This window comes from Castellaniella sp. (assembly GCF_034675845.1).
Taxonomy (GTDB): domain Bacteria; phylum Pseudomonadota; class Gammaproteobacteria; order Burkholderiales; family Burkholderiaceae_B; genus Castellaniella.
On record NZ_JAUCCU010000001.1, the window covers coordinates 1,401,449 to 1,420,840 of the forward strand.

At 61.9% G+C, this 19,392-nt stretch carries 17 protein-coding genes and 1 pseudogene; 9 read left to right on the forward strand and 9 right to left on the reverse strand.

The features are described 5' to 3' along the window. Nucleotides 1-667 precede the first annotated feature (667 nt). The gene (locus VDP81_RS06745) at nucleotides 668-3,124 is read right to left on the reverse strand and encodes a GNAT family N-acetyltransferase (RefSeq protein WP_323011887.1); all 2,457 of its coding nucleotides are present in this window, start codon (nucleotides 3,122-3,124) and stop codon (nucleotides 668-670) included. A 107-nt stretch (nucleotides 3,125-3,231) separates the two neighbouring features. On the opposite strand from VDP81_RS06745, the gene gltX reads away from it, so the two are divergent. Further along, complete coding sequence (gene gltX / locus VDP81_RS06750; RefSeq protein ID WP_323011888.1) at nucleotides 3,232-4,647, forward strand: glutamate--tRNA ligase; 1,416 nt, start codon at nucleotides 3,232-3,234, stop codon at nucleotides 4,645-4,647. On the opposite strand, the gene VDP81_RS06755 is transcribed toward gltX, so the two are convergent. Beyond that, entirely contained in the window at nucleotides 4,644-5,135 is a 492-nt protein-coding gene (locus tag VDP81_RS06755) for a hypothetical protein (RefSeq protein WP_322995615.1), read from the reverse strand. The two genes, gltX and VDP81_RS06755, sit on opposite strands and share 4 nt — an antisense overlap. Nucleotides 5,136-5,269: 134 nt before the next feature. On the opposite strand from VDP81_RS06755, the gene VDP81_RS06760 reads away from it, so the two are divergent. The 3 genes from VDP81_RS06760 (at nucleotide 5,270) to VDP81_RS06770 (ending at nucleotide 6,871) form a co-directional block, all read left to right on the forward strand. Further along, a complete protein-coding gene (locus tag VDP81_RS06760; RefSeq protein WP_322995616.1) occupies nucleotides 5,270-5,704 on the forward strand; it encodes a hypothetical protein in 435 nt (144 codons plus the stop codon). Between the two features lie 52 nt (nucleotides 5,705-5,756). Continuing rightward, the gene (locus tag VDP81_RS06765; protein WP_323011889.1) at nucleotides 5,757-6,182 is read left to right on the forward strand and encodes a histone; all 426 of its coding nucleotides are present in this window, start codon (nucleotides 5,757-5,759) and stop codon (nucleotides 6,180-6,182) included. A 122-nt stretch (nucleotides 6,183-6,304) separates the two neighbouring features. Beyond that, nucleotides 6,305-6,871 carry a YggT family protein gene (locus VDP81_RS06770; RefSeq protein ID WP_322995618.1) on the forward strand — a complete coding sequence of 189 codons (567 nt, stop codon included), beginning with the start codon at nucleotides 6,305-6,307 and terminating at the stop codon, nucleotides 6,869-6,871. 97 nt (nucleotides 6,872-6,968) lie between these two features. Here VDP81_RS06770 and VDP81_RS06775 read toward each other — a convergent pair. From VDP81_RS06775 to VDP81_RS06805, 7 genes and pseudogenes are all read right to left on the reverse strand, one after another. Then, nucleotides 6,969-7,431 (reverse strand): annotated as a pseudogene (locus VDP81_RS06775) (glycine zipper 2TM domain-containing protein). Nucleotides 7,432-7,570: 139 nt separating this feature from the next. Beyond that, a complete protein-coding gene (locus VDP81_RS06780; protein WP_322995620.1) occupies nucleotides 7,571-8,521 on the reverse strand; it encodes a carbohydrate kinase family protein in 951 nt (316 codons plus the stop codon). 9 nt (nucleotides 8,522-8,530) lie between these two features. Next, the gene (locus VDP81_RS06785; protein ID WP_322995621.1) at nucleotides 8,531-9,595 is read right to left on the reverse strand and encodes a zinc-ribbon and DUF3426 domain-containing protein; all 1,065 of its coding nucleotides are present in this window, start codon (nucleotides 9,593-9,595) and stop codon (nucleotides 8,531-8,533) included. A 15-nt stretch (nucleotides 9,596-9,610) separates the two neighbouring features. Further along, nucleotides 9,611-10,525 (reverse strand): 50S ribosomal protein L11 methyltransferase, encoded by a 915-nt coding sequence (prmA, locus tag VDP81_RS06790; protein ID WP_322995622.1) that lies wholly within the window; start codon nucleotides 10,523-10,525, stop codon nucleotides 9,611-9,613. A 9-nt stretch (nucleotides 10,526-10,534) separates the two neighbouring features. Beyond that, entirely contained in the window at nucleotides 10,535-11,881 is a 1,347-nt protein-coding gene (accC, locus tag VDP81_RS06795) for an acetyl-CoA carboxylase biotin carboxylase subunit (protein ID WP_322995623.1), read from the reverse strand. Nucleotides 11,882-11,884: 3 nt separating this feature from the next. After that, nucleotides 11,885-12,334, reverse strand: coding sequence for an acetyl-CoA carboxylase biotin carboxyl carrier protein (gene accB, locus VDP81_RS06800; protein ID WP_323011890.1), 450 nt, complete (start codon nucleotides 12,332-12,334; stop codon nucleotides 11,885-11,887). Between the two features lie 260 nt (nucleotides 12,335-12,594). Then, nucleotides 12,595-13,101, reverse strand: a complete 507-nt coding sequence (locus tag VDP81_RS06805; RefSeq protein ID WP_322995625.1) for a TlpA disulfide reductase family protein — start codon at nucleotides 13,099-13,101, stop codon at nucleotides 12,595-12,597. 151 nt (nucleotides 13,102-13,252) lie between these two features. On the opposite strand from VDP81_RS06805, the gene mpl reads away from it, so the two are divergent. From mpl to lptG, 5 genes are read left to right on the forward strand one after another with little or no spacing between them, the layout of a single operon-like run. After that, nucleotides 13,253-14,635: a UDP-N-acetylmuramate:L-alanyl-gamma-D-glutamyl-meso-diaminopimelate ligase gene (mpl, locus tag VDP81_RS06810; protein WP_323011891.1), complete on the forward strand. Its 1,383-nt coding sequence runs from the start codon at nucleotides 13,253-13,255 to the stop codon at nucleotides 14,633-14,635. 17 nt (nucleotides 14,636-14,652) lie between these two features. Further along, nucleotides 14,653-16,533, forward strand: a complete 1,881-nt coding sequence (locus VDP81_RS06815; protein WP_323011892.1) for a ribonuclease catalytic domain-containing protein — start codon at nucleotides 14,653-14,655, stop codon at nucleotides 16,531-16,533. 15 nt (nucleotides 16,534-16,548) lie between these two features. Further along, nucleotides 16,549-17,442: a TonB family protein gene (locus tag VDP81_RS06820; protein ID WP_323011893.1), complete on the forward strand. Its 894-nt coding sequence runs from the start codon at nucleotides 16,549-16,551 to the stop codon at nucleotides 17,440-17,442. Next, nucleotides 17,439-18,149 carry a monofunctional biosynthetic peptidoglycan transglycosylase gene (gene mtgA, locus VDP81_RS06825; RefSeq protein WP_322995629.1) on the forward strand — a complete coding sequence of 237 codons (711 nt, stop codon included), beginning with the start codon at nucleotides 17,439-17,441 and terminating at the stop codon, nucleotides 18,147-18,149. Before VDP81_RS06820 ends, mtgA begins: the two co-directional genes overlap by 4 nt. Before the next feature lie 51 nt (nucleotides 18,150-18,200). Beyond that, nucleotides 18,201-19,379: an LPS export ABC transporter permease LptG gene (lptG, locus tag VDP81_RS06830; RefSeq protein WP_322995630.1), complete on the forward strand. Its 1,179-nt coding sequence runs from the start codon at nucleotides 18,201-18,203 to the stop codon at nucleotides 19,377-19,379. Nucleotides 19,380-19,392: the final 13 nt, after the last annotated feature.

Consider the following 19,392-nt stretch of genomic DNA (forward strand, 5'->3'; position numbering starts at 1 on the left):
TATTTTTCAATGCGGCGGTCATAATTGATTCCACGAGTTGGTGATATAAAATATCCAATTTTTTGCAGCCTTCGCACCTACACAGCCCTCCGTAATTGAACACACAGAATAACAGTAGCACGGCCCCTAATACACAGTCCGGCTTTACTCTTTGCAGTTAGTTGCAGACCCCGGAGTAATAGACTCAAGGACAGCATCCAGTCTTCACTGGGCATTGGCTCAACGAAGGCGAATGTCAGCTCCTGGCCGAAAGCAGCCAACAAATTGATCTGCCCCAGAAAGGACATCCAAGCCCAGAAAACCACCAAAACAAGATTTTCTTGAAACCTACATCAGTCCAATTTTTGACTGAGAGCCCGCATCAGCACTCGCTTTAGGTGTTTTATGGTGGATGGCATTCAGGCACAGCAGCATGGGCGGCCTCATGATTTTTCGACCGGTCGACCAGCGCCGGATGCTTCCGAAGGGAGCCGGGGAGTCTTCGTCGGGCGTGTCTGAGGCCGCAGGCCGAGTTCGCCCGACGCCCCGGTGGACGAGGAAGATCCGGGTAGTCCGCCCACGGGGCGGACCGCTGGTTGGGGCGAAAAATCATGAGGCTGCCCATGCTGCGGCTTAAGAACCCCATCAGGCGCTCCGATGAACCAGGCACGAAATAGTCCACTCGGACTTATTTCGTGTCCAGGTTCATCCACACCCTCCGCATGCCTGGGTCTTCTGCGTCGGGTTCGTTAGTCATGCCCAGCGAAGTCATCAAGCCCAGCATGGCGCGGTTGGAGGACAAAACGATGCCTTCGATGTAGACCAGCCCCTGGCGGCGGGCGACCTGCAAAAGACTGGTCATCAGCTTTGAACCCAGGCCCCGGCGTTGCCAGTCGTCGGCGATGACCAGGGCGTATTCGGCGCCCTGACCGTCGGCATTGCGCAGGTAGTGCGCAAAGCCGACAATGCGTTCACGCAGCAAGCCACGGTTTTCTGGATTGGGCACCTGCACTGTGGCCACCAGCGCCACTTCGCGGTCGTAGTCGATGCGGGTGTAGCGGGCCAGCATACGGGGGGTGAGTTCGCGCAACATCGACACAAAGCGCATGTAGCGGGACTCGTCGGATAGATTGCGGATGAACTCCTGCAACAGCGTTGCGTCTTCTGGGCGGATCGGGCGCAGCAACCATTCCTGGCCATTATCCAGAACCATGGGGCGTACCTGGCGACGCGGATAAGGGTGGATGGCCATGTGCCGATAGGCCTGGTTTTCGGGGCGCTCGCCATCGTAATTCGGGTCCAGGGTGATCTGGATGTTTTCGGCAAACAGGCTGGTGTCATCCCACCAGATCGGGTCGATGCTCAGCGTCCGCACACCCGGCAGTTGGCTGATGATTTCAGAAATGCGCTCCAGCGCCTCGCGCAGTTGTTCGAATACGGCGGAACTCAGGTCTCGTTCGAGGACGCGGGACCAGAATTTCCCGCGCTGGATGAGCTGGCGCGCCAGGTAGTTATTCAGCGGCGGCAGTTCGATCTCGCGGTGGGCGGTGGCCAGTTGCGCGGGTCGGCCACCAGGGCCGAACTGGATATATGGCCCGAAGCGCGCATCCTGATGCACATGAATGGCCATGGGCAGGTTTTGCCGGGCCAGTTCGGACACGGGCTGATCTTCGGCCAGAATAGGCACATGGAAACAGTCCAGCAGCCAGCGGCAGGCGGCGCGGTCCAGGGTCAAGCGGCCCGACATGATGGCGTCGCCCAACAGCGTGCGGGCCTCGTCCAGCCGGGGCGGCCGATTCAGCATCTCGGGCGGCAGTGCCTGCTGGGCCAGGGTCTGGTTGTAATGATAGGCGGCCAGAATGCTGAAAGCATTGGCAGCGGATTCGGGGGTGCGAAAGGCCGGCAGCCCCACGCTGTCCAGGCGGTGGCGCAGCGAACGCATCGAGGCATCGCCGATGAAACACGAAATGATGGGTTTGTTGGCCGCGTCGGAGAACTGTGCCAGGGCGTCGGCGGCAGCATCCATATCGGATAGGGCATCGGGCGCAATCAGCACCAGAACCCCATCGACATTGGTATCCGCCGACAACAGGGTCAGGGCCTGCTGCAAGCGCGCGGCATCCAGCGGCGCGTGACTGACCACCGGGTTATCGACCAGGGCGCCCGGTTCCAGCAGTGCAGCCAGATCGCGGCGGGTCTGCGTGGCCAGATCCGCCCGGACGAGGGCATCGGCGGGGTTCATGGCATCCAGGGCCAGATGCGCAGCCCCATAGCCGTTGGCAAACAGGGCAAGGCGTCGGCCGCGCTGGTGTTTGATATGCACCAGAACCTTCAGCGCTGAGAACAGTTGGACGAAAAAACGGATACGCACGGCGCCGGTGCGGCGCAGCAAAGCGTCAAAAACGGCATCGGCGGCAGCGCTGCCACCCGGCCCCTGGCGGCCGGTTTTCAGGACAATGACGGGCTTGACACTGGCTGCGGCCATCAGGGCGCTGGTGAAGCGGCGCGAGGAATCCGCTTCTTCGAGGTACAGCACGATGCTGTCGGTGCGCGAGTCCATGGACAGGAATTCCAGGACCTCGGCGACGGTGACGCCGGAGGTGTCGCCGGTGGAGACCACGGCGGAAAACCCCAGTTGGATGTCGCCTGCCCAATCCAGCACCGCAGCGGCCACCATGCGCGACTGGGCCACCAGCGCCACCCGCCCCGGGGGGGCGGCATGATCCACCAGCCCCAGGTTAAGCCCCAGGTGGGGGCGCTGTACGCCCAGCGCCCCAGGCCCCAGCACCAGGCAGTCGTTCAGCCGACCCCAGGCCTGGCAGTCGGCGCGGGTTTTCGGCGGGTTGGCCGACGGCGTCTGGTGGGGCAGCAGCATCAGGGCGCGGGGCCGGTGGATGCGCAAGGCATCCAGCGCCGCAGGCAGGGTAGCCGGGTCCAGGCACAGCAAGGCCATGTCCAGGCGCTGCCCGGACTGGAGAAAATCCAGGGTGGCCGGAAAATCCCATTGACCATCCGCCGAGACCGGCACATCGGCGATACGGCCGCGCAACAAGGACGGCGGGTCCTGCACGACCGGCAAACGCCGGGTACTCAGCACCAGGAGGGAGCGCGGCTCGAACAAAGCCGCCAGACGATGACGCAACATGATTAGGCCTCGGACCCCCAAAAATGGGGTGTCCCTTAAAATACACGATTTCCATCCTGATTTTACAGGGATCGGACTCCGTCCCCCCTGCCATACCCAATACCACCATGACCGCTGCTACTCGCCCTGTGCGTACCCGTTTTGCCCCCTCTCCCACCGGCTATCTGCACCTGGGCGGCGCCCGCACGGCGCTGTTTTCCTGGGCCTTTGCCCGCCATTACGGCGGGACATTCGTGCTGCGCATCGAGGACACCGACCTGGAGCGTTCCACCCCCGAGGCCGTACAGGCCATTCTGGATGGCATGCGGTGGCTGGATCTGCAGCCCGACGAGGGGCCGTTCTATCAGATGCAGCGCATGGACCGCTACCGCCAGGTCATCGCCGACATGCTGGCCCAGGGCACGGCCTATCATTGCTACAGCACCCCCGCCGAGGTCGAGGCCATGCGCGAACACGCCCGCGCCATCGGGGCAAAGCCCCGCTACGACGGCACCTGGCGGCCAGAGGCCGGCAAGACCCTGCCCCCTATCCCGCCGGATGTCTCGCCGGTGGTGCGGTTTCGATGCCCCCTGGACGGCGTCACCACGTGGGATGACCTGGTCAAAGGCCCCATCAGCTTTGACAACAGCGAACTGGATGATCTGGTGATCGCCCGTCCGGATGGCACGCCCACCTACAATTTCTGTGTGGTGGTGGACGACTGGGATATGGAAATCAGCCACGTCATCCGGGGCGACGATCACGTCAACAACACCCCGCGCCAGATCAATATTCTGCGGGCGCTGGGGGCCGAACTCCCCCGCTATGGCCACGTCCCCATGATTCTGGGGCCGGACGGCGAGAAGCTATCGAAACGCCACGGCGCCGTCAGCGTGATCGAATACGACCGCCTGGGCTACCTGCCGGAGGCCATGGTGAATTACCTCGCCCGCCTGGGCTGGAGCCACGGCAACGACGAGCTGTTCACCCGCCAGCAGTTCGTGGAATGGTTTGATCCGAAACACCTCAGCCGATCAGCGGCGCAATGGGACCCGAAAAAACTGAACTGGGTCAACGCGCATGGCTTGCGTCAGCTGGACCTGGATGATCTGGCTCGCCGCGTTGCACCGCGCATCCTGCGCCTGGGCGGCCAGCCCGAAGCCATCGACCTGGAGGCGGTGCTGGCGCTGCTGCGTGACCGCAGTGAAACCCTGGAAGACCTGGCCGACGGCTGCCTGCTGTTCTGCGGCCCCTACACCCCGGCAGATGCCGAGCTGCGCGCCGAGGTCCTGGATGCAGCGGCCCTGGACCTGCTGCAGGATTTTTCAGCCCAGGCCCGTGCTCTGGACGCCTGGGACGAGGCCACCCTGGATGGCTTGGTCAAGGCCATGCTGAAAACGCACGGTGTGAAAATGCCCAAGCTGGCGATTCCTTTGCGGGTGGCAGTCACGGGACGCAAGCACACGCCGTCCATCGGGGCGGTGTTGGCTCTGTTGGGGCGCGACGTGGTGCTGCAGCGCCTGGATATGACGCTGGCGGGTTAAAACGGCAGGCGATAGCCGGGCGACATGCGCTTGGCCTGCACCCGGCCTTGCGGCCCCTGCAGGCGCAAGGCATTGGCATCGGCCCGGTCGACCCGGTAGCGGTTGGTGTAGATCGGGTCGTCCAAGCTGACGGGCAAGCCGTTGGACTGCAGGGTGCGCAGCAGCAGATCCGCCCCTTGTCGCGACCAGCAGCCGGATTCTTCCAGCCCCTGAGAAGGCGTGCGCGGGCGCTTTACCTGCTCGACATAGCTCATGGTGCCATCCGGATTCAGGGTATAAAGAGTGCGCACCGATCCGGCCACGCCTTTTTGGGTGCTGACGGACAGCCAGTTGCCCACCAGCGCATCACCGGCTGCTGCCGGCACGCAGGCCGGCGGGGTTTGAGCCGTCGCATCAGGCGAACTGGCGGGCTGCAGCGGCGCGCAGGCAGCCAGAATCCCCAAGGCAACCGCACCGGTTGCCCACATCGAAAGACGAATGAATCGCATTACTTTGCCTCTGTTCATGACAAATGTCATCCTAGCCCCCGCCCATGGCAGGGTGAATCCTGCGTATCCGGTGCGTCGGGCCTACAATTTTCACGTCCCTGTGCAGACTGCAGGAAAACCATTATTTTACTGACATGAGCCATTTCATACTTGTGACTTTGCATCTGTTTGCCGCCATCATGTTCGTGGGCACGGTGTTCTTCGAGGTATTGATTCTGGAGGGCATCCGCAAGCCCCTGGGACGCGATGCGATGCGCAATGTAGAGCTATCCATCGGGCAGCGCGCACGCAAGCTGATGCCTTTTGTGATGCTGGTGCTGTTTGGTGCCGGGATCAGCATGGCCTGGCAGTTTCGCGAAGTCCTCTCGCAGCCTTTTGCCAGCCATTTTGCCACGCTGCTGTGGCTAAAGATCATTCTGGCGTTCAGCGTGCTGGGGCATTTCATCTTTGCGATGACCATGAGCGGTAAGGGCAAGCTGAAATCACGCCACTTCCAACTGATCCACCTAAGCGTGTTTTGTCATGTGGTGCTGATTGTGTTTTTGGCGAAAGCGATGTTTTATCTATGATGTTGCGATAGACTGCAGGGTGTTATTTCTCATGCGCCCCAGGAGCATCACTATGGCATCTGCCAAACCCGCTGCGGCCAAGCCCGCCACAAAGTCACCCGCCACAAAGGCCGTCACGAAAAAATCGACGCCCAAATCTGCGGCGGCCGAGGCGGCTGTGGACAGCAAGAAAACCGGGGCCGCCAAGGCAGCGGCGACCAAGACCAGTACCAAGGCCGTCGGAAAGGCCACTGCAAGCAAGGCCTCCACCGCCAAAGCCAGTGCCAAGCCTGCCGAAAAAGCAACGGCAGGGGCCAAGGCCGATAAGGCGACTGGCGTCAAGGCCAAAACAGCGGCTAAGGCCACACCCAAAACAGCCACCTCAAAGACCGCCACGCCCAAGAAAGCCGCACATAAGCCAGAGGATGCGGCACCGGCAATCCGCACGGATGCAAACCCTGCCGGCAACTGGCCGTTTCCGCTATTTGAACGACCCTGATGGCCAACGCACGGCTGCAAATCGAAGCTTGGTGGCCTGCCTGCGGTGGCAAAAAACTTCGCTTGCCCGGCTATTCGTGCAAATGCGACAATGACCGACTAATTGCTGTCTGAGAACAAGGCATGGTCCGCGATATTCTGATTTTCCTGCTTGATATTGTTTTTTCGCTGTTTGGCATCGTATTGATTCTGCGCGCCTGGATTTTTGCCATCCGGCTGCATCCGTTCAATCCCTATTCGCAGGCTGTACTGCGGGCCACCGATTGGCTGGTGCTGCCGATCCGGCGGGTGATTCCCGTCAGCGGGCGTTTCGATTGGCCCAGTATTCTGGCGTGCTGGATAACGGCGATCCTGTATTTGCTGCTGACCTGGCTGATCGGTATGGGCGGGGCGCTGCCGCCCGCCAGCGCCATTGGTGGGCTGCTGTTGTCCGGCCTGCTGGTGGGACTGAAGTGGCTGTTTAATGTGATTGTCTGGGTGACGCTGATCCAGGCGGTGTTGTCCTGGGTCAATCCGCTATCGCCGGTGATGCCGGTATTGTTTACCCTGACGGCACCTCTGCTGGACCCAATCCGGCGGATTTTGCCGCGCATGGGGGGGCTGGATTTATCCCCGCTGGTGCTGCTGGTGATTGCCCAAATCGTGATGATGATTCTGAACCACCTGGCATTTACGGCATTCGGGCTTTAAGGCCGTGCGCCACACAGGGCGCTGCTTTTTTGGATCTGTGATCGGGGCTGGCCTTGCTTTCTTTGGAAAGCAGGACCAGCCCCGACCTTTATGACGACTACAAAGGCACGACGCGGGCGGGGCCTGGCGCCGCTGATGACCTGAACACGCTGGCCAGAGCTTAAAACGATATCATTGGCCTGGGCAATGACGCGGGTTTCGCCATTATCCAGGCGGATAGTGATTTCCAGGCCCTGGGTTTTATTGATCTGGTTTTCGACGGCATTACCGGCCAGACCGCCCAGCAAGGCACCACCGATGGAAGCCAGCACCTGGCCAGTCCCCCCACCGATCGTGCTGGCGGCGACGCCGCCCAAGGCGCCACCCGCCACGGCGCCGACGCCGGAAGACTGAGCAGATTGAATGACGATGGGACGCACGGACACAACGGTGCCGTAGCGCACGATTTGTTCTTGCTGTGCCTGCCCGTAGGTATAGACGGACCCGGAGGCCGACTGATTGGCGCAGCCCACCAGGGCCACAACAGACACTGACAAGGCGGCAGCAAGCGTCAGACGCATGGCGCGCGACGGGACCGTGGAAATCAGATTCACCATAAGATGGTTTCCTGTGAGAAAGACGCGAGGGATTCGCTAATTATGTGGTGACGTGCGTTCTTCAACAAGTCCAAGGAAAGAACGCGGTACAACAAGAAAGATATCAGCTGAAGCTGGCCTGTATGCCGTAATTGCTGTGCAAGGCAGCGGCGATCTGCTGGGGCTTGGGTTGGTGATTTTGCGGCCCCTGGCTGGCGATCTTGAAGCCGCCCATGATGTTGGCCAGGCAGCAGGCATCGTACAGCGACCAATCATTGACCAGACCATACAACAGACCAGCCCGGTGGGCATCGCCGCAGCCGGTGGGGTCCACCACCTGAGTGACTGCGGCGGCGGGAATGTCGGTCTGCTTGCCCTGGGCATACAGAGTGCTTCCCTGCGCGCCCCGGGTGATGACGGCGGCCTGCAGGTCGGCTGCGATGACGGCAATGGACTGGCCAGTGCGTTCTTCGATGACGCTGGCCTCGTAGTCGTTCGCAGTCAACATGCTGGCCATGGCCAACATGCGACGCAGATCGTCGCCATCAAATAAGGGCATGGCCTGCCCCAGGTCGAAGACAAACGGGATACCCTCGGCATGCAGCCGCTGTGCATGGGCAAACATGCCGTCTTTGGAGTCGGGCGAGACAATCGCCCAGCCAGCCGCCCTGCCTGTGAGATCATTTTCGGCCGAGCGCAACATGGCGCCCGGATGAAAGGACGCAATCTGATTGTTGTCCTGATCGGTGATGATATGGCACTGGGCGGTATAGGTGCCGGACAGCACGCGCACCAGGCTATCGTCTATGCCCAGGCTGCGCAGGCGCTGCAGATAATCTTCGGCATCCTGGCCCACGGTGCCCACCGGCACCGGCTGGCCACCCAGCAGCTTCAGGTTATAGGCGATGTTGCCGGCACAGCCACCGTAGTCACGGCGCAGGCTGGGCACAAAAAACGAGACGCTGAGGGATTTGAGGTTATCCGCATGCAGATGGTCGCGGAACAGGCCTTCGAACACCGCAATGGTGTCAAACGCCATCGAGCCACAAACCAGCACGTCCTTATTGAGTGTCATGGTGAGCCTTCAGGGATAAAACAGGTCTAGCTGATAGCCATTGATGATCAGGCCATTCAGGGTAAAGGGCAGACGGATCAGCACATCGCTGTGGGCCGCGAACGGTTGGCGGGCAGCATCGGCCCCCAGGTATTCAGCGGCGGTCACATTGCGGCGCACCAGCAAGGTGCCCGCCGCGTCCTTCAGATCCAGGATCAAACTGGGCCATTCCTGAGGATAGTCGGCCTGATTGCGCAAGGTCGCCTGCAGCACATAGTGCTGGGCGGTATCTGCCAGCGGGTCAACCGGCGGTGTGTCCGCTGCCGCCGCATCGGCGGTATCAGGAGGCGCGTTGGGCAAGGGGTCCTGGAGCTTCAACGCCGAACCGGTAATCGTGAGCTGACCCAGGTTGCGGGCATACGGCACCTGGCAGCGCAAAGGCACACAGGCCTGCAGCAGCCAGGGCCGCAAGGCCGGGACAGCCTGTGCCAGATTAGTCCGATAGACATAGGCCAGCTGGGCCACGGCCAGCAACAGCAGAATCAACAACACCAGGCCCGACAACAAGCGGACCAGACGATCCCACCAACCGGGCCCCTGGCGGGCGGATTGCATCAAGGGCGCTGCGCTCCCCCCCTGGCTGCGATGCCCTGGCCGGGCTTCGACCACAAAGGGTTCAGGGGGACGGCGGTCCGAATCAAACTGGGGCTCGACCCGCCAATGTGGAGGCTCGAGCGGGACTTCAGGCGGAGGAACGCTGCGTCCAGAGCGAAAAACCTGTGGGCCATCGGGATCGGGCCGTGCCGAATCCGGCACATAGAGCTCATCCGGCTGGATGTCTGGTGCATGGGCAGGCGGCGGCACCGAGGGCACGGTATGGGGCGGTCTGTCTACCGCAACCGCAGGGGACGTTGGCGGCGCGGCCACAGGAAGGGATGGCTCAGACGGTTCGGGCGGTGCAGACACGACCTCGGCATAGCCATCGAAAATATGGGCGCACTGCACACAGCGGATATAGCCCTTGCGCAGTTGCAGATCAGCCAGACTGGCCTGAAATTCTGTCCCGCAACGGGGACATCGGGTGGTCAGGTCCATCAGAGGCCTCCGGCGCTAGGGTTGCTGTCCAGCCAGGCAGACCCAGCCTTCGCGGGCAGCCCAGACCTGCAGGGGCAGCCACGGGGCGTAGGCGGCGATGACTTCGTCGGCCTGTCGTTCAAGCACCCCGGAAAGCACCAGAGACCCACCTGGGGCCACCCGGGCACTGAGCATGGGCGCCAGGATTTTCAGGGGATTGGAGAGAATATTGGCGACGACGATCTGGTGAGTGCCGGACGGCAAATCATCTGGCAGGCAGGCCTGAATATCGACGTGGTTGGTGGCGGCGTTTTGGATGCTGGACAGCACGGCCTGTTCGTCGATGTCTACGCCCAGCGTGGGACCCGACCCCAACAAGCGGGCGGCAATGGCCAGAATACCGGAGCCGCAGCCATAATCCAGCACGGTTTCACCGCCCTGCACGTGGCTGGAAAGCCATTCCAGACATAAATGGGTCGTGGGATGGCTGCCGGTGCCAAAGGCCAGGCCAGGGTCGAGCTCCAGGCGCACAATGCCATCGTGGCTGCCGACGGCAGGCAAACCTGCATCCTGGCGGTGCCAGCTGGGCACGATCCAGATACGTTCGCCCACGGTGATAGGGCCGAATTGAGACTGAGTCAAGCGCACCCAATCCGCATCGGGCACATCCCGCAAGCACCAGTCTTCCGCCGTAGGCGCGGGGCCAGCCAGACCATCCAGCGCGGTCAGCAACTGGTGGGGGTCGTCGCCATCGGCCAGCAGGGCCACCAAGCGGTTGCGCTGCCAGGCCTGGGTATCAGGCTCGGTGCCGGGTTCGCCAAACAAGGCCTGTTCGTGATCGGTATCACGGTCGGCGTCCTCGACTGAAACCGACAGCGCGCCGGCACTCAGCAGCGCATCGGACCAGGGTTCGGCCTGTTCGTGGGCACAGTTCAGCACCAGTTCTCGCATGGCTTGCCTTTAGGGCCGTTGGGCCAGTTTATGTTCCAGGTAGTGGATGCTGGTGCCACCCTGGATGAAGTGTTCGTCCTGCAGGAGTTCACGATGCAGCAGAATATTGGTGCTGATGCCTTCCACAATCATCTCGGACAACGCGATGTCCATCCGCATCATGGCCTGATGGCGGGTATCGCCGTAGGTGATGAGCTTGGCCACCATGGAATCGTAATAAGGCGGCACGGTGTAACCCGTAAAGACGTGTGAATCCATCCGCACCCCGGGGCCGCCGGGCACGTGCCAATTGGTGACCTTGCCGGGGCTGGGGGTGAATTTATGCGGGTCTTCGGCGTTGATGCGGCACTCGATGGCGTGGCCATGCAGGTGGATATCACGCTGGCGCAAGGTGAACTTCTCGCCGGCGGCGACGCGGATCTGCCATTGGACCAGATCCAGGCCGGTAATCATTTCGGTGACGGTGTGCTCGACCTGAATCCGGGTGTTCATCTCGATGAAGAAGAACTCACCGTTTTCATACAGGAATTCAAAGGTGCCGGCGCCGCGATAGCGCATCTGGCGGCAGGCCTCGGCGCAGCGTTCGCCAATGTGGTCGATCAGGGCGCGATCAATGCCGGGCGCGGGGGCTTCCTCGATGATTTTCTGGTGTCGACGCTGCATCGAGCAATCGCGCTCGCCCAGCCAGACGGCCTTGCCCTGGCCATCGGCCATGATCTGGATTTCGATGTGGCGCGGGTTTTCGAGGAATTTTTCCAGGTAGACCTCGGGGTTGTTGAAGGCAACCCCGGCCTCGGTGCGGGTCATGGCCACGGCATTGATCAGGGAACCGGCATCGTAGACCACGCGCATGCCACGACCACCGCCGCCGCCAGCGGCCTTGATGATGACCGGATAGCCGACTTTTTCGGCAATGCGCTGGATCTCGGCGGGGTCTTCGGGCAAAGCACCTTCGGAGCCAGGCACCACGGGCACCCCGGCGGCAATCATGGTCTGTTTGGCAGTGACCTTATCGCCCATGGTACGGATGCTGTCGGGACGCGGCCCGATAAAGACGAAACCGCTTTTTTCGACGCGCTCGGCGAAGTCGGCATTTTCCGATAGAAAGCCATAGCCGGGATGGATGGCTTCGGCGTCGGTGACTTCGGCAGCGGAAATAATGGCCGGCATGTTCAGGTAGCTGTCACGCGGAGAGGCCGGGCCGATGCAGACGGATTCGTCAGCCAGGCGCACGTATTTAGCATCGCGGTCGGCTTCGGAGTGCACCACCACGGTCTTGATGCCGAGTTCGCGGCACGCACGCTGAATCCGCAGGGCGATTTCCCCGCGATTGGCAATCAATATTTTTTCGAACATGGCTTAAGCAATAATGAATAGCGGCTGGCCGTATTCAACGGGTTCGCCATTGTCGACCAGGATTTCCTTGATCGTGCCGGATTTGTCGGCCTCGATTTCGTTCAGGAGCTTCATGGCTTCGATGATGCACAGCGGATCACCTTCCTTGACGGTCTGGCCGACCTCAACAAAAGAGGGCGAGTTGGGGTTGGGGGCGCGATAGAAAGTGCCCACCATGGGGGCCTTGACCTGATGGCCCTGGGGAACCGTCGGCGCAGCCGGGGCGGCTGGCGCAGCAGCGGGAACCGCTGACGCCACCACCTCTGTTGGCGCGGCGACGACGGGCGCCACCACGGGCGGCGTCTGGGAAAACTTGACAATACGGACCTTACCATCGCCCTCAGTGATTTCCAGCTCGGCAATGCCTGAGTCGGCCACCAGGTCGATCAGTGTCTTGAGTTTTCGAAGATCCATGAGAAAAATTCCTGTGTGCAGGCCACCCAGCAGGTGGCCGATCAAAATTGGAGGCGGGCGCTAAAAACAAAGATGCCGTCGGGTCATCCCGAGACCGGGAAGATCCACGACGGCCACATCTGCAGCGACGTCGGCAGGCGATTCTGGGGAGTATCGTCACCCGAATAGCCATGCGCATCAGCCCTTAGACCGCCTTTTTACGCTAAAACCAGCGATTTGTCTATTAAAGCAGGGCTGAAAAGCCTATTTACAGCGCTGGTTCAAGCCTCAAGTATTTTGTCGATGCGGGCCTGCAAATCGTCGTGTTTGAGTTCGCCCATGGCCGCCGATACCAAGTGGCCATCGCGGTCGTAGAAAGCGGTAAACGGCAGGCCACCTGACTTGTTGCCAAGTTCGCGCATCAGCGGAATACCCTGCGTGCCGGTCAGCAGCACGGGGTAGGAAACCTGGACCTTATCGAGAAACCGCACGACATTGGCGCGGGTATCGACGGCCAGGCCCACCAAGGCCAGATCCGGGTGCTGATGATGCAAGGCTTCCAGCAGGGGCATTTCGCGCACGCAGGGCGCGCACCAGCTGGCCCAGAAATTGAACACCACCGGACGCCCGACATACGCCGATAAAGCCTGGCCCACGCCCTGAAGATCATCAAAGGTACGGCCAAAGACGGGATCGGCGGGCAGCAGCGCGGCCCGTGCCAGTGCCGGGGCCGCCAAAGCCCCCAAGATCAAGGTGGATGCTGCGTGTAAAAACAGGCGCCGATTCATGATGCTGTTCCAGGAAAATCACAGGCCAGGCCATCATAGCACTGGCCCTTTACAATACAGACTGGAACGCTGCGTCGTGGTCGGCAAGACACGTCGGGACGGGAAGAAAGCCGTGCGCGCGTCCGCGCATATTTGGGATAGCAGGATAACGATGCACGTACATATACTGGGAATTTGCGGCACATTCATGGGGGGACTGGCCCTGATTGCCCGCGCGGCCGGGCATCGGGTGACCGGCTGCGATGCCGGGGTGTATCCCCCCATGAGCACACAGCTGCGCGAACAGGGCATTGAACTGATCGAAGGCTTTGAGGCTGATCAGACCCGGTTGGCCGCCGACCTGTACATCATCGGCAACGTGGTCAGCCGCGGAAACCCCCTGATGGAAGCCATTCTGGACCAAGGACTGGCCTATACGTCCGGCCCGCAGTGGCTCGCCGACCATATCCTGCCTGGCCAACACGTATTGGCCGTGGCCGGCACGCACGGCAAAACCACCACCAGCGCCTTGTTGGCCTGGATTTTCCAACATGCCGGGCAGCCTGCCAATTTCCTGATCGGCGGCGTGGCCCCCGATCTGCAGGTATCCGCCAGCTATCAGCCGCAGCGCCGCCATTTCGTCATCGAGGCCGACGAGTACGACACGGCTTTTTTCGACAAACGATCCAAATTCGTTCATTACCGGCCACGCACGGCGATCCTCAATAATCTGGAATTCGATCACGCGGATATTTTCCCCGATCTGGCCGCCATCGAAACCCAGTTCCATCATTTGGTGCGCACCATCCCGGCCAGCGGGCTGATTCTGCGCCCGGCCATCTGCCCACCGCTGGATCGCGTGCTGGCCCGGGGCTGCTGGACGCCAGTCCACAGCTTTGGTCCCGAGGGCCGCTGGCAAGCACAGCCCGACCCGGCAGACAGCCGCCGTTGCACCGTTTTCCTGGAAGGCCAGGCGCTGGGTCTGCTGGACTGGGACATGGCTGGACAGCACAACCGCGACAACGCCTTGGCGGCGATCGCCGCCGCCCACCATGCGGGGGTGCCTGTTGCGGCAGCATTGGATGCCCTGCACGCTTTCCAGGGTGTGCGTCGCCGCCTGGAGCTGCGCGGCATCCGGCGCGACATCGCCGTCTATGACGACTTTGCCCATCACCCCAGCGCCATCGCCACCACCATTGCCGGCCTGCGCCAGCGCATCGGCCCCCAGGGCCGCATTCTGGCGGTGCTGGAACCCCGATCCAACACCATGAAACTGGGCACCATGGCCCAACGCCTGCCCGCATCCCTGATGCTGGCCGATCAGGTTTATTGTTATGGTCAGGCCGACGGCAAGCAATCCCTGGGTTGGGAACCAACCCAGGTGCTGGCCCCACTGGGGCCCAAACTGGCCTGGACGGGCCATGACCTGCCTGCCCTGGTAGCCGCGCTCTGCGCCAATGCCCGCGCCCAAGACCATATTCTGATCATGAGCAATGGCGGTTTTGGCGGCATTCACACCCTTTTGCTGGACGCCCTGGCGTCCGCCCCCCAATAGGCTCTTACAGACACCCTATGCATGTTCTCTACGAAGACGCCGGCAAACTAAAGGCCGAAACCATATTCTCCGAAGCAGATACCTCCTTGCAGGTGGAATCCGCTTCGGGCAAACGCAGCAAAATCAAGCGCAATGCCGTGCTGCTGACCTTTGCCCAGCCAGCGCCCGATGCCCTGCTGCCTGCGGCCGAAGCACTGGCAGCCACCCTGGAGCCTGATTTTCTCTGGGAAGTCGCCCCCCAGGAAGAATTCGAGGCAGCCACCCTGGCGCAGGACTATTTTGGCCATGCCCCCGATGCCATCGAAAAGACCGCGCTGATTTTGGCACTTTCGGCCGCGCCCGCCTATTTTCACCGGCGTGGGCGAGGCACCTTCCGCCCCGCCCCGCCCGACATCCTGCAGGCCGCTCTGGCGGCCATCGAGAAAAAACGTCTGCAGGCCCAGCAGCAGCAGGAATGGACCGATGCCATGGTGGCGGGCCAGTTGCCCGACGCCGTGCGCCCGATGGCCGTGACCTTTCTGGATCAGCCCGACAAGAACACACAGCAATGGAAAGCTTTTGATGCCGCTGTCCAACAACTGGCCATCAGCCCGGAAAAACTGCTGTTGTCCCTGGGGGTATGGGCCAATCCGCTGGCCATGATGGTGCAGCGCTTTCTGGCCACACATTTCCCCAAGGGCGCTGAATGGCCGCCGGTGGCCGTAGAGGACTGGGGGGCCGACCTGCCCCAGGTCGAGATCGAAGCGTATTCGGTGGATGACTCCAGCACCATTGAAATCGACGATGCGCTGTCGGTCACCCAAACAGATGCCGATACCATCCGCGTCGGCATCCACATCGCCGTGCCGGCCCTGGCCACGCCGCGCGGCAGCGAATTCGACACCATGGCCCGCAGCCGCATGTCCACGGTTTATATGCCGGGCGACAAAATCCCCATGCTGCCACGCGAACTGATCAGCGCTTTTTCTTTGGACGAGGGCCAGTGGCGCCCGGCACTGTCGCTCTATGTCACGGGCAAGCTGCAGACCGGCGAGATCCTGGACACAGAGACCCGCCTGGAGCGCATCCAGGTCACAGCCAATCTGCGCCATGATCAGTTGGGTGATCAGGTCACCGAAGCCGCTCTGGACGATCCGGATGCCGCACTGCCCTATGGCCACTGGCTGCGGCCTCTGTGGCAGTTCGCCCTGAAACTGTCCGCCGCCCGCGACCAAGTTCGCGGCAAGCCCGAAAACAACGATCGCATTGAATACAGCTTCGAGCTGGACGGCCCTTCTGATGACCCGGACTCGGTGATCCGGCTGATTCCCCGGCGGCGCAATGCACCCCTGGAGCGCCTGGTCGCCGAATATATGATTCTGACCAACACCCAATGGGGGGCTTTGCTGGCCCGCCACGGTGTGCCAGGCATTTACCGATCCCAGCAAATGGGACGCACCCGCATGTCCACCCAGGCGCTGCCGCACGAATCCATCGCTGTGCCGCAGTACATCTGGTCGACCTCGCCGCTGCGTCGCTATGTGGACCTGATCAACCAGGGCCAGATTGTGGCAGCGGCCCAGCACGGGGTGTCGGCCCGGCTGGTGGCCCCCTTCAAGCCCAAAGATGCCGACCTATATGCACTGATCGGCGCCTTTGATTCACAATACACGCTATGGGGCGAGTTCCAATCAGCCATGGAACGCTACTGGTGCATACGCTGGCTGCAGCAGCAAGGCCTGAAAGAAGTCCGCGCCCATGTGCTGCGCGAAAACCTGGTGCGCCTGGCCTGCGCCCCCTTGGTCACCCGGATCAATGGCCTGCCCAGTTTCGAGCGCGGCCAGGAATTGGTGCTGGACATCCTGGGCTACGACGAGATGGGGCAGGATATCGAATGCCGCCTGCGCGAGGCGGTTTAAGGATAGCGAACCACCATGACAGAGCCTGCCAGCCCACTGTCCCTGCAACTGCTGCAACCCTCGCCCGAGGGCCGCAGCCGCATGGCGCTGGCTCTGCTGCTGTCAGTCTGCGCACATGGCCTGTTGCTGCTGTGGCATCAGGCCACTCCGCCGCCACCCCCCCGCACCGCGCCGCTGGAGATCACCCTGGTCAACAGCCGCAGCCCGCAGGCGCCGCTAAACCCTCAGGCCCTGGCCCAGCACGATCTGGATGGCGGCGGCGACCAAACAGAAGGCATGGCGGCCACTGTCTTGCCACACACCACGGATGCGCCAGTCAACGAAACCGTGCTGGAGGCAGCACGCAGCCGCCAGGCCGAACTGGAGGCAGAACAACAGCGCCTGCTGACGCAACTGGAAGCGCTCGATCAGGTGGCTCAAGCCCGCCCCAATCCCGAATGGCTGGGTCAGAGCCCGGACGCGGGCCAGGATGACCGCGAACAGGACAGCTTGGTGTTGAATGCCCGCATCGCTGCCCTGAAAGAACAGATCCAACGCTATAACGCCCTGCCCAGGCAGACCTTTGTGGCGCCGTCCACACAGGCGACGGAGATGGCCACCTATGTCGAGGCCTGGCGCCAGCGCATCGAACAAATCGGCACCGAGCACTACCCGCCACAGGCGCGGGGCCGCATTTACGGCGACCTGCAGCTGACTGTCTATATCCGCCGCGACGGCCAACTGGAGCAGTTGGTTTTTGACCGGCCATCCAGCCAAGCGGTCTTGAACAGTGCCGCCCGGCGCATCGTCGAACTGGCGGCTCCGTTTCCACCGCTGCCCGAGGCGATTGCCCGGGACACGGATATTCTGGCGATTACCCGAACCTGGCACTTCACCCGGGCTGGCCTGCTGGATACGGGCCGACCATGACGTCGCGCCTGCGATTCTGGATCTCCGGCCTGGCGCTGCTGGCCCTGTGTGCAGGCTTTCTGTACCAGATTGGACTGTTCGGCATGGTGGTGTGGTTCAATTTCCGCGATCCGGGCAGCACCCCGATCATGCAAGACACGCTGCAGGCCGTACGTTTGCATGACCCCACAGCGCCGCTGCAATACGAATGGGTGCCTTATGACCAGATCAACAAAACCCTGAAGCAGGCGGTGATTGCCTCGGAAGACGCCGGTTTCATGGATCATGACGGGATTGAATGGGATGCCATTCGCAAGGCCTGGCACTATAACCAAAAGCAGGAAGCCCAGGGCAAAACCCGGCGCCGCGGCGGGTCCACCATTACCCAGCAGTTGGCGAAGAATCTGTTTCTGTCGAACTCCCGCAGCTATCTGCGCAAGGCCCAGGAACTGATCCTGACCTATATGATCGAGCTGGTCATGAGCAAGCGCAGGATTCTGGAGCTGTACCTGAATGTTGCACAGTGGGGCCAGGCGACTTTCGGCGCCCAGGCTGCCGCACAGCACTATTTCAAGACCAGCGCCGCCCGGCTATCGACCCGCCAGGCCGCCCAGCTGGCGGCCATGCTGCCCAACCCGGCCTATTACGACAAGCACGGACAGACCCGTTATCTGCGCGCGCGCATCGCAACTGTACAGGCCCGCATGCGCCAGGCCGAAGTCCCCTGAGGCGAACAAAGGGATCGGGGTACTATGTGGGTTTTCGCTGCACCTGCACCCATGCGCACGGCCCGTCACTATCTCGCTCGTGAAATCTACCGCTCTACCCTGGTCGTCCTGGTGGCCCTGGTGGGCCTGTTCATGTTCTTTGCCCTGATCGAGGGCCTGGACAAGGTCGGCGAGCGCCTGTCTCTGGTCAACCTGCTGTATCTGCAGGCGCTGGATCTGCCCAATCACCTGTACGAACTCCTGCCCATCGGGCTCTTGATCGGCGCGGTCCTGGCGCTGGCGGGGCTGGCGCAGCGCAATGAACTCACGATTCTGCGGGCTTCTGGGGTCAGTGGCCTGAAGCTGCTGGGCACCTTGTGGCTGATCGCCATTCCCTTGATGGCCGGAGCCTATGTGCTGTCGGAATACATCACACCCGCCGCTGAACTGCACGGCAGCGAATCCCGTCTGGCCCTGCTGGGACGTACCGATGGCGGACGGCTGTCCAGCGGCTATTGGTTCAAGGAAAGCGACCCTGCCACAGGCGGCACACGCGTCATCAACATCCACCGGCTGGACGGCAAAGGCCGAGTTCAGGGCGTGGTGCTGTATGAGTTCAGGCCGGACGATACCCTGCGGGCCTATGTGCAGGCCGAACGCGGCGAATTCGACCAAGGCAGCCTGATCCTGGATGATCTGACCGAGACCCGGATTCATTCCCAGTCCGCCAGCGCCCTGTCCGATGCCCAGGTGCCACAGACCCCGATCGCGCAGGTCGTGCACCTGGACCAGCGCAGCATCCCCACCTCGCTGACCCCGGAACGCCTGATTGCCCGCATTCTGACCCCGGAACGCATGGCGATCACCGATCTGCTGGACTATATCCAATACCTGCAAAGCAACCATCTGCAGACAGACCGCCAAGAGGTCGCGCTATGGCGCAAATTGGCCTACCCATTTACCTTGCTGGTGATGATGACGATTGCCACGCCCATCGGCTTCATGCAGACGCGGCGCGGCGGCGCGGGCGCCAAGGTATTCCTGGGGATTATCCTGGGGGTGGGCTTTTTCATGCTGAACCAACTGGCCTTGAATGCCGGGATGCTGGGCGACTGGCCGCCTTGGGCCACGGCCCTGGTACCCAGCCTGCTGGCGCTGGGACTGGCATTTCTGATCTTGCTGCTGATGGAGCATCGCCACCCGCTGGCTTTATGGTGGCGCCAGCGGCGGCTGCAGCGCAACACGACTTAAAGCACATCCCCAA